We start from the raw sequence: 10,344 nt of genomic DNA on the forward strand, positions 1-10,344 counted from the left end.
ATGACGACGGCCTCCATCGGCGATCTCGTTGGCTGGCGCGTCAAGGCCATCCAGGAGGGCAAGCGGTTCGCCAGAACGCCTCGTCGGCACAGCTATGATGAGCATGATCCGCGCGCGCAGATCTTCCGCCCGATATGCGGCGGCCGCACCGCTGATGCACTGCGCTGGCGTGACAAGCTGCTGCAGGTGGCGCGCGAGTACAACACGCATCACAAGAAGGACGGCAAGCGCGAAGGCCCGCTCGGCAGCAATGGCCTGTGGGTGCTCGAGGTGCTGCTCGGCTACGTCGACTTCGCCTCGGGCCGCTGCGATCCGTCGATCGACACGATCTGCGCCAAGGCGCGCCTGGCGCGGGCGACCGTGGTTCGCGCGATCGAGGCGCTCAAGGCGCATGGCTTCATCGACAAGGTACGGCGCACGCGTCGCACCGGCCGCGCCGTTGGCGAAGGCCCACAAAGAGAACAAATAGCGAACGCTTATGCGTTTGCGACCAAACTCGCGGCTACGGTGCAGCAGCGTTTCGCGCAGCTCGTGGGTGGTCGCAAGCGCGCCGAGGCCATTCAGGCGCGGAAGAAGGCCGAGGCCGCCGAGCGCGAGGCGCTGTTGGCAAAGCCTCTCTCGTCGCTCGGCAGTGCCCTGCACCCCAGCGACGCGGCGCTGGCGCGCGTCATCAACACCTTGGGGGCACACTTCGACACCGCGCCACCTATTGCCCCAGATGCGACTTCAGTGACTAGGGAGGCCCCCCTTTCGTGTTCAAGGGGCAAAAGAACAAATGGTGAACAGATATGCGCTTGCGGCCAAGCTTGCGGTGGCCGTGCGGCAGCATTTCGCCCAGCTTCTCGGTGAGCGAAAGAACACCGAGGCCATCCAGGCCTGCGAGAAGGCTGATGCCACGGAGCGCCAGGCGCTGCTGGCGAAGCCTCTGTCTTCGCTTGGCAGTTCCCTGCACGCCGGCGACGCGGCGCTGGTGCGCGTCATCAACACCCTGGGGGCGCACTTCGACACCGCGCCTTCCATTGCCCCAAGTGCGAGTTCAGTGACTAGGGAGTACCCCGCGTCAAATGGTTAAGAGGAAAAGGAATCGCTTCGCGATACGCAGTTTCATGGCGCGGAAAGGCCGAAAGCACCCTTCAGTCACGCACCGAGGCGCAATGTGGCACCGTCGGACGGAGCGGCACGTGCCGCTCCGATGCTCGGCAGGGGCGCCAGGGGCGAAGCCTGCGCTTTTGCACCATCGGTGCCCTGTCCGAGGTGATGCGCGAGCTGCGTCGAGGTGCGTTGGCGCCTTCCGCGCAATGTGATCGGCCGATAGGCCCAAGAACGTAGGCATTCCGCCCTTCCCGTCGATGCGGACGATCGCGAGCCTTTGCGTAGAAACTGCCCAGGAAGCGTGCAGGCGGGGCGTGGGGGCAAGTGCGGCGCGCGGGGTTGGCGCGCGACCCGTCCGCAGGGCGTAGGCTTCGCCCCACCTCCCAGCGGGAGGTCGCCGCGGCCTTCAGGATGCTGCTGGTGCGGCGTTGCCTTGCGATTGTGATCATCGGGTGCAATAGTTAGCCCGGGTGCCCGTCACACGTTGCAGGTGAATGGGCAGGCGATTGCGTTGGTCGGGCCGCCAGCGCTTGTACGCTATCTCGGAACGAACCCACGATGCACCGCGCCCCTGTGCCCTTTGGCCACACCAGTGGCTACCCGGCACCATATTCGATGACCCATATTCCATCCAGCGTGCCAGCACTGGCAGATGCACCCTGGAACGGCCTGGTCAGCTCAATCGTCCTGCATGACGTGCACCTTCATTCCGCGCCATCAAATATCACAATAGGAGCCATAGCTTGGCTGAGTTGAATAGGATCCGGGACGGCTCCAGCAGCCCCGTGTTCGCCGGCTTGAGCCGGCTTGCCATCTATCGCTGGTGGCGCCGTAGCGTCGTGGAACCCGTGGATCACGAGGCCGTCGTCAACCGGATCATCGATGAAAGTGGATGGTCGCCGCGCTTCGCATTCATGACGATGATGTCGGCCGGCATTGCCATGCTCGGACTGTTGTTGTCGTCCCCGGCCGTGGTCATCGGCGCCATGCTGATCTCGCCGCTGATGAACCCCATTCTCGGGTTCGGTTTCAGCCTCGCACTGTTCGATTTTGCCGAGATGCGCCGGTCAATGATGGCCCTCGCCATCGGCTCGTTCGCGGCCGTCACGTTTACGGCCTTCATCGTCACTGTCTCGCCGCTTCAGGCACCGACGGCCGAAATCGTGGCGCGGACTAAGCCCAACCTGTTCGACCTGTGCGTCGCGCTGTTCGCGGCTCTTGCAGGCACCTTCGCTATTATCCGGGGACGCGGGGAGACCATCGTGGGCGTGGCGATCGCGACCGCACTGATGCCACCGCTCGCCGTCGTTGGATATGGGCTCGCCACCTGGAACCTGCCGGTGCTGGGCGGCTCACTCGCATTGTTCGTCACCAACTTCATTACCATCGCGCTCTCGGCCATGATGATGGCCCGCTACTATGGGTTCGGGCATCATCTCTCTAGCCGGCAGAGCTGGGCGCAGACCGGTGTGCTGCTGCTGGTCTTTGCGGTCATGGCCGTGCCGCTTGGCCTTTCGCTTAATCGCATCGCGCGAGAGGCGGTGACGGTGTCACAGACACGCTCCCTGCTCAGCGAGCGCTTCGGCAACGATGCGCGGGTGACGCAGCTCGAAGTAAAGTTCGACCACGAGCCGATCGTGGTGCGCTCGGTCGTCATCACGCCGCGCAACAAGACGCAGAGCTCGGCCGCGCTGCAAAAGGCGCTCGAACAGAAGCTGGGGCGCCCGGTCCGTCTCGACATCGACCAGGTACTGCTCGGCGTGGGCGCGGATGCGCTGGATGCCCAGCGCGAGGAACTGCGGCAGGCGGGAGATCCGTCGAACCAGGAAACCCAGCGCATCAACGCGCTGACGCGGATGATCGCGCTCATCACCGGCATCGCGCCCGACGACGTGACGATCGATCGCGATCATCACCGGGCAACCGCCGCTGCCGCACCGCTGCCCGGGGCCACCGTCGCTACCTATCGCATCCTGGAAGCGCGTGCCGCCGCCAATGCCGATGGCTGGAGCGTCTCGGTCGTGCCGCCGCAAGCGCAGCTTCCCGAAGTCACGTTTGCCGATAATGCCGATGGTCTCGATGACGCGGCCCGCAATGCGGTACTGACGTCCGCATGGGCGGCGCAACGCTGGAACGTGCCGGTCCTTGCCGTGCCTGGCCTGCCAGGGGGCACGCCGCCATCCCGGCCTACCCTTACCCAGCGACGGGCGCTTGCCATCGCGGCTCTGCTGGCAACGCAGCGGATCGGCGCTGCGCCAGCGCCCGGCGCTGGTGCCCGTTTCCGGCTTGCGACCAAGGTGTCGCCATGATCGGCGGAGTTGCTTTGACCCCCTTCGACGCGGCAGCGATCCTCATCGTGCTCGCCGCCGTGCTAGGATACGTGAATTACCGGTTCCTCCAGTTGCCCTCCTCAATCGGGCTGACGGTGATGGGGGCGATCGCCTCGCTGCTGGTGGTGGCGCTGGACCGGCTGCTGCCGGGTGCCGACTTCGCCAGGGATGTCGTGCGTTTCATTGCAGGAATCGACTTTCACACCACACTGATGGACGGCATGCTGTCGTTCCTGCTGTTTGCCGGTGCGCTCCACGTTGACTGGCATGAATTGCGGCGCGGCCGCTGGCCGATCATCGTGCTCAGCACCATCGGCGTCGCCTTGTCGACGGCCCTCATCGGGTTCGGCTTCCTGCTCCTGTCTCGCGCCCTCGGCTTCGCGCTGCCGGCGATCTGGTGTTTCGTCTTCGGAGCACTGATCAGCCCCACCGATCCGGTATCGGTCATGGGGGTGCTCAAGCGCGCGAACGTCTCTCCTGCCCTCGAGGCGACGGTCGCGGGCGAAAGCCTGTTCAACGACGGCGTGGGGGTCGTCATTTTCACAATCCTCCTTGCCTCCGCGCTGTCGGGTGAGGCGTTCTCGATTGCCCATGCGGCAGAACTGTTCGCCCTCGAGGCCGGGGGCGGTATCGCGCTGGGGCTGTTCATTGGCTGGACGGCTTACCGGATGATGCGCTCGATCGACGAATACAAGGTCGAGGTACTGATCAGCCTGGCGGTCGTGATGGGCGGCTATGCCATCGCGCGTCCCCTTCATGTCAGCGGCCCTGTCGCGATGGCGGTGGCCGGGCTGATCATCGGCAACGCCGGCGTCGCCCATGCGATGAGCGAGACGACGCGTGATTACCTGCACAAATTCTGGGACCTGATCGACGACATCCTCAACACGGTGCTGTTCCTCCTGATCGGCCTCGAGGTCGTGACGATCCCGAGCGATCTGCGCCTGGTGATCCTCGGCGTCGCCGCCATTCCGCTGGCGCTGGCGGCTCGGTCGCTGTCGGTCCTTCTGCCGATCAGGGCGATCCGGCCGAACCATCGCTACGGCCTTGTTGCACCGGTGACGCTGATCTGGGGCGGCCTGCGTGGCGGCATATCGATCGCTTTGGCGCTCGGCCTGCCAGACAGCCCGGCCCGCTCCGTGATCCTCGCGGCGACTTACGTGGTCGTCCTGTTCTCCGTTGTCGTGCAGGGAGGGACGATCAAGCGGGTCCTCGAGCGGCTTGCGGCGAGCGACGCAGAGAAATTGGCATGAAGGCGCACCTGCTTCGCCTGTCCAACGACCTGCGCGAAAGCTATTGGTTTGTCCCTACGATCATGGCCGTCTTGGCGCTGCTGCTCGCTCTCGGCACGGTCTATATTGATGGCCACTTCGGTTCTGCCTGGATGGACGGCCTGCCATGGCTCGCTTCCGCAAGGCCTGACGGCGCGCGCAGCCTGCTGTCCTCGATCGGCGGGTCAATGATCGGCGTGGCCGGCACCACGTTTTCGGTGACGATCGCGGCGGTGGTCTATGCCTCGGGCCAGTACGGCCCTCGCCTGCTCAGCAACTTCATGTCGGACCGCGGCAATCAGGTGACGCTGGGTACTTTCATTGCGACTTTCGTCTATTCCCTGGTGGTGCTGCGCACGATCCGCTCGGCCGGGGAAAGCGGCGCGGCCGCGGCCGCCTTCGTGCCGCAACTGGCGTTGCTGGTCGCATTGATTCTCGTGCTGTGCTCGATCGCGGTGCTGATCTACTTCATCCATCACGTGCCGATGAATATTCACATCAATACCGTGATCGAGCGGATCGGCGGCCGCCTGATCGAAGAGATCGACCAGCGCTTTCCGGTATTCATCGGCAAGCCGCTGACCGAAACCGCTGACGACGCGCGCATCCCCTCCGCCTTTCGCGAGGATGCCACTCCAGCCGATTACGAACGACGCACACCGGTTCGTGCCAGGCACAACGGTTATATCCAGTTGATCGACGAGAACACCCTGCTTGATGCGGCGCGCGATCACGATCTCGTCATCCGCCTCCAATACCAGTCGGGGGATTTCACGCACAAGGGCAGCGTCCTGCTCGAAGCCTGGCCCGCCGAGCGGTGCGACGAGGACGCCGCCAGTGCCCTGCAGGGGGCCTTCGCGACCGGTGCCCGGCGCACCGCCTTGCAAGACCTGCGCTTTTTGATCGACGAACTGGTCGAGATCGCAGCCCGTGCCCTTTCGCCCGGGGTCAACGATCCTTTTACCGCCAACAGTTGCCTCGATTGGCTGGGCGCGGCGATGGCGGACCTGTCACGGCGGGATCTGCCTTCGCGGCTGCGGGCCGACGATGACGGCGTGCTTCGCGTGATCGCCCATCCGGTCACCTTTGCCGGATTCATCGACAGGGCCTTCGGGGCGCTGGCACAATATGCCAGCGCCGACATGATCGCTGGCAAGCGGTTCCTGGACGCCCTCGGCGACGTCGCGCTCAGTTGCGATGATCCCGGCCGCATCGCGACGCTCACCCGCCAGGCCGGCAATTTTCATGCACTGGCCGCCAACGCGCTCGACGGGGCATGCCGCGATGCGGTGCTGGCGCGCGCCGACCAACTGCTCAAGGCCCTGGCCGAGCCCGACTACAAACGACGGCTGCGCGATAGCGCTGCCTGGCTTGGAGGTACTGCATGATCGTTTTTGTCGCCCTGATCGTCGCGATCGGCGTCACTGCCGCGCTTACCTTCGGCCGCTTCGCGCGGAGCGACGGATGGAGGGCGACCGTCACGCCGCTGGCATCGATTATCGGATCGGGCTTTCTCATTTGTGGCCCGCTCCTGGCACGCGAGTTCGGCAGCGCCGCTTTGGCAGCGATGGCCGCTCTCTTGGCGATCGCCTACGCAGCCGGCGCAGTCATTCGCTTCAACATACGCCATGCCGAGGCCCATCTCGCGGCCGCAGGGTTCAATGATCCGGTCGCATGGCTGGCCCGGCTCACGCAGGGCGTGCTGTCGCTCGCTTACGCCGTGTCGGTGGCCTACTATCTCAAGCTGCTGGCGGAGTTTTCGCTCAAGCCGTTGGCGGTGGATCCGACATGGCAGCCACTGGCGGCAAATATCATCGTCACTGTCCTCATCGCCCTCATGACCCTGCTGGCGCTCGGCGGCAGTCTGCGCAAGGTCGAGCATCTCGCGCACGGCACCGTGTCGATCAAGATCGGTATCATCGCAGGTCTGCTCGCGGCGCTCACGATCTCCTGGATCATGAACGGTGCAGCCGATCCGCTGCCGCCGGTCAAATTGTCACTTGCCAGTATCCCTATGCTCCTGGGCCTACTCATCACCGTGCAGGGCTTCGAGACTTCTCGCTATATGGGCCACGCCTATCCAGCCGAATTGCGCATCAAAACGATGCGCCACGCGCAGTGGATCTCCTCGGCGATCTACCTTGCGTTTATCGGGCTTCTGACGCCGTTTCTCAGCCGTGCGGCGGCCACCGATGGCGTGGCCGGCATTCTCGATGTGATGGAACTGATCGCGCCGGCATTGGGTATCTTCGTCCTGGCCGGCGCCATCATGAGCCAGTTGAGCGCAGCCGTCGCCGACTCAATCGGATCGGGCGGATTGGTCAACGAGGTTTCTCGACGCAAGGTCAGCGTCCCGCTTGCTTTCGCCCTGGCCGGCGCTCTGGCGATCATGGTCGTTTGGTTGACCGATCCGTTCGAGGTCGTGGCACTGTCATCCCGCGCATTCGCCCTGTTCTACGCGCTCCAATGTGCATTGGCCCTGATCGTGTCGATCAAGGATCGCAAAGGCACCGTCCTGCAGCGCGTAGGGTTTGTGGCCATCGGGGTGATATGTCTGGTTGCGGTGGTGGTAGGCGCGCCCGCGGAAGGGTAATTCGCCAGAGGTCGCTTCTCGACGTTGGTCGATTTGCAATGAAAGTGGCAGGTCAGGCTCCTGGGATGATGGGGCCTGCCTGCCGCCTTGGTCACTTCCAGATAATCACCTCGCCCACAACCTTGCTCTGGGCCATCCCGCCCACCGTATAGCGCACTGGCACAGCCTCGATTGTGAACCCGGCGAAGATCCGCCTCACGTCGGGATGCTCATTGAGTGACAGGATGAACCGCCCCTTCAGCCCGCGCAGCTGCTCGGCCATCGCGGCGAATTGGTCGCGGTCGAACAGGTCGCGGCCATAGTCCCCCTCGCAGCCGTAATAGGGCGGATCGAGATAGAACAGCGTCCCCGGCCGGTCGTAGCGGGTAAGGAAGTCGGACCAGGGCAAGCGCTCGATCACCACGCCGGATAGCCGCTCGTGCGCTGCCTCGATCAGGGGACCGACCTTGGCGACGTCGAACTGAGCGCCGCCGTCGAACCTTACGCCGAAGTTTTGCCCGGTAACCTTCCCCCCGAACGACAGCTTCTGCAGGTACAGGAACCGCGCCGCACGCTCGAGGTCTGTCAGCGTCGCCGGATCCTGCCGGCGCAGGCGCTCGAAGCCGGCGCGGCTCGTGACCTGCCAGCGCAGCATATCCATGAACGCCACATAGTGCCGCTGGATCACGCGGAAAAACGTGGCAACGTCCTCACTCCAATCGTTGATGACCTCGCACTTCGGGCGCTGATCGCGGCGGAAGAACACGCCGCCCATGCCCACAAACGGCTCGGCATAGATCGTGTGCGGGATCGCGTTGATCCGCTCGACCAGGCGCTTGGCCAACATCTTCTTGCCGCCAATGTAGGGCGCCGGCGGGCGCACCGGGCTGACCGGCTCGAGCACGTCCGGTTGGGTCGACATCATCATGCTTGTTCCTTATATGTTCCGCCGCCGAGTCGGCAGGCGGGATGGCCTCGGATGGGCCTGTTCGGGACATGACGATCGCTGGTCGTCGGATCGGGGCGCTGGAACGCCCCTTCCCCCGCCTACCCGGCTCGGGCGGCGGGTATTCGGGTCAGGCGCTTGTGGTCGCCACGGTGGCAACGTCGGGCACCTGGAAGGCAAGGGCAGTCACGCCCAGCCAGTCATTCACCTCGAGCATACGCTGCTGGATCGGCACGATCTCGAGCTGGTAGAAGGTGCGCGCGGCATCGACGACATTGCCGAAGCCGCCGGAGTTCTTGGGCACGATGCCCAGCAGCTGTGGCGGCACGCGGTGCGCGGCGAGCATGTCCTGCGCGGTCATGTCCTTGATGTCGACGAAGTTGTCCTTGGCGCCGACCTCGCCGATCGGGATGATCCGCACGCCTTCGGGTTTTCCGTTGGGGATGTGCATGAAGAAGTTGCGGAAGTTGCCCGGCCCCTTGCTGCGCCGCATGGCGTCGCGCAGCGCGGCGCTGTCGGCCTCGCTGAACGTCGCATCGCTGATGTGCAGGATGTAGCCGGCATGGCTGCCGTTGATGTAGTACTTGCGCCGGAACAGCGTGGCGCTTTCGTTGAGCAGGCCCGACTGCAGCGCCGAGAGGTACTCGGGCATGCCGTAGATCTCCTGCATCGGGTCGGCCTCGAGCAAGTGGTGGACCGAGCCGGTGCGGAACTCGGTCGCATTGCCCAGGTACAGGCCGGGCACATAGAAGAACTGGTTGGCCTTGAGCCCCACCCGCGTGAACGCCGCCGGCGCAGGGCGTAGCGCGGCCGGCCGGCCAGCGATGTTGGGCACCGCCTCAAGGTAGGCATTGCCGAAGATCAGCCAGTCGAGCGCCCATTTGGCGAAGTCGGCCTTGGACAGCCAGCGGCTCGGCACGAAGCTGGAAACCAGCAGGTTGCGCTTGAGCAGGATCGCCGACTGGTGATGCGCGGCCATGCGGTAGCAGCGCCCCAGCCCCGCCGGCGAGATCGGCGGCTCGTACCAGCGGCCGTTGTGCGCCACCTCGAACAGGTCGAACAGCTCGCGTCGGTCCAGCACGCTCTCGGCGTCGCCGAAGGCGAAGCTGATCGCCTGGGGCGCATCGGGCAGCACCTCGCCGCTGACGGGCACAGGCAGGTCCACCGCGGCGACCGGGGTATCAGGCATCGAAGATCTCCAGGGTAGAGGTGCCGCCAATGCCTTCGCTGGCATCGAGCGGTTCGAAGAACAGGGCGTGCATCGTCGCCCAGGCAAGGTCGGCATGGCCGACGCTGCCGGCGCGGCCCGCGACGTAGGTGATGCCGTGCTTGGTGATCTCGGGGCGGATCGCCATGAAGGCGCTCATCACGTCCATCCAGCCCGCATCGAACTCGAGGCGGCCGGCGCTGATCACGTTCTTGGCCTTCAGCACCATCTGGCTCTTGGTCAGCGGCGAGTAGGTGATCGAGGTCACCAGCGGAAACCACTTGCGCACCAGCTGCTCGACCGCCTTGCCCGCACCGGTGACGTCGATCGCGATCTTGCTGACGCGGTAGCGGCCAGCCATCTTGCGGATGGCATTGGCCTGCTGGTCGAACTGCATGCCCTTGAGGCGCTTCTTTTCGAGCAGGCGGAACTTGCCGCCTGGCTTCACCGGCGGGGCAACCGCGACCAGCGCAGCATCGTCACCAGTGCCGTTCTCACTGGCGTTGGGGTCGTAGCCCAGCCAGACCTCGCCGCCGTAGGGCTGCGCGGCGTAAGGCTGGACGTCGCGCCAGACTTCCCAGCTGTCGACCATGCACCGGCGCATGATTTCGAAGGGGAACATCGACTGGCTGTCGTCGAGGAACAGGCACTTGAAGAGGTTCTCGAACTCGTCGACCGAGTACTCGCGCTGCAGCTCGGCGACGTCGACCAGGTCGAAGCCCTTCGCGATCGCATCGAACACGGAGACGATCTGGCGCCATATCCCGTCGGGGCCGAGTGCGCCGTCTTTCAGCGCCTCATGGTCGATCGGGATCCGCACCTTGTCGGCGCGCGCGCGGCGCCGGTTGAAGCGGTCCCCGCTCCACATCGGATAGGCCTCGTGCGCCAGCGTGCTGGGCGTCGAGAACAGCGTGCGGGTGTAGATC

Annotated in this window: 9 protein-coding genes; 6 read left to right on the top strand and 3 right to left on the bottom strand. The window is 64.9% G+C overall.

Annotated elements, in window-relative coordinates; genetic code table 11:
* The 6 genes from V7Q48_RS06140 to V7Q48_RS06165 all read left to right on the top strand — a co-directional run bounded on the left by V7Q48_RS06140 (position 1) and on the right by V7Q48_RS06165 (position 7,286).
* Positions 1-849, top strand: a complete 849-nt coding sequence (locus V7Q48_RS06140; RefSeq protein ID WP_333836895.1) for a hypothetical protein — start codon at positions 1-3, stop codon at positions 847-849.
* Positions 818-1,072, top strand: coding sequence for a hypothetical protein (locus V7Q48_RS06145; protein ID WP_333836896.1), 255 nt, complete (start codon positions 818-820; stop codon positions 1,070-1,072). Before V7Q48_RS06140 ends, V7Q48_RS06145 begins: the two co-directional genes overlap by 32 nt.
* 772 nt (positions 1,073-1,844) lie before the next feature.
* On the top strand, positions 1,845-3,401 hold the full coding sequence (locus V7Q48_RS06150) for a DUF389 domain-containing protein (protein ID WP_333836917.1): 1,557 nt from the start codon (positions 1,845-1,847) through the stop codon (positions 3,399-3,401).
* Between the two features lie 47 nt (positions 3,402-3,448).
* A complete protein-coding gene (locus V7Q48_RS06155; RefSeq protein ID WP_333836897.1) occupies positions 3,449-4,675 on the top strand; it encodes a cation:proton antiporter in 1,227 nt (408 codons plus the stop codon).
* Positions 4,672-6,081 carry a DUF2254 domain-containing protein gene (locus tag V7Q48_RS06160; protein WP_333836898.1) on the top strand — a complete coding sequence of 470 codons (1,410 nt, stop codon included), beginning with the start codon at positions 4,672-4,674 and terminating at the stop codon, positions 6,079-6,081. Before V7Q48_RS06155 ends, V7Q48_RS06160 begins: the two co-directional genes overlap by 4 nt.
* Positions 6,078-7,286 carry a hypothetical protein gene (locus tag V7Q48_RS06165; RefSeq protein WP_333836899.1) on the top strand — a complete coding sequence of 403 codons (1,209 nt, stop codon included), beginning with the start codon at positions 6,078-6,080 and terminating at the stop codon, positions 7,284-7,286. Before V7Q48_RS06160 ends, V7Q48_RS06165 begins: the two co-directional genes overlap by 4 nt.
* 91 nt (positions 7,287-7,377) lie before the next feature.
* Here V7Q48_RS06165 and V7Q48_RS06170 read toward each other — a convergent pair whose 3' ends face one another.
* The 3 genes from V7Q48_RS06170 to V7Q48_RS06180 all read right to left on the bottom strand — a co-directional run.
* Entirely contained in the window at positions 7,378-8,187 is an 810-nt protein-coding gene (locus tag V7Q48_RS06170; RefSeq protein ID WP_442947098.1) for a DNA adenine methylase, read from the bottom strand.
* A 154-nt stretch (positions 8,188-8,341) separates the two neighbouring features.
* On the bottom strand, positions 8,342-9,400 hold the full coding sequence (locus V7Q48_RS06175) for a phage portal protein (protein ID WP_333836900.1): 1,059 nt from the start codon (positions 9,398-9,400) through the stop codon (positions 8,342-8,344).
* Positions 9,393-10,344 (bottom strand): phage terminase large subunit family protein (locus tag V7Q48_RS06180; RefSeq protein WP_333836901.1); only part of this gene is annotated, 952 nt, incomplete at its 5' end. The genes V7Q48_RS06175 and V7Q48_RS06180, both read right to left, overlap by 8 nt.

Origin of the sequence: Novosphingobium sp. (assembly GCF_036803765.1) — a bacterium.
Lineage (GTDB): Bacteria > Pseudomonadota > Alphaproteobacteria > Sphingomonadales > Sphingomonadaceae > Novosphingobium.

Bases quoted from the DNA above. Each gene is read 5' to 3' on its own strand.
- V7Q48_RS06160 (WP_333836898.1), top strand. From the start codon at position 4,672: ATGAAGGCGCACCTGCTTCGCCTGTCCAACGACCTGCGCGAAAGCTAT.
- V7Q48_RS06175 (WP_333836900.1), bottom strand. From the start codon at position 9,400: ATGCCTGATACCCCGGTCGCCGCGGTGGACCTGCCTGTGCCCGTCAGC.
- V7Q48_RS06170 (WP_442947098.1), bottom strand. From the start codon at position 8,187: ATGTCGACCCAACCGGACGTGCTCGAGCCGGTCAGCCCGGTGCGCCCG.
- V7Q48_RS06140 (WP_333836895.1), top strand. From the start codon at position 1: ATGACGACGGCCTCCATCGGCGATCTCGTTGGCTGGCGCGTCAAGGCC.
- V7Q48_RS06165 (WP_333836899.1), top strand. From the start codon at position 6,078: ATGATCGTTTTTGTCGCCCTGATCGTCGCGATCGGCGTCACTGCCGCG.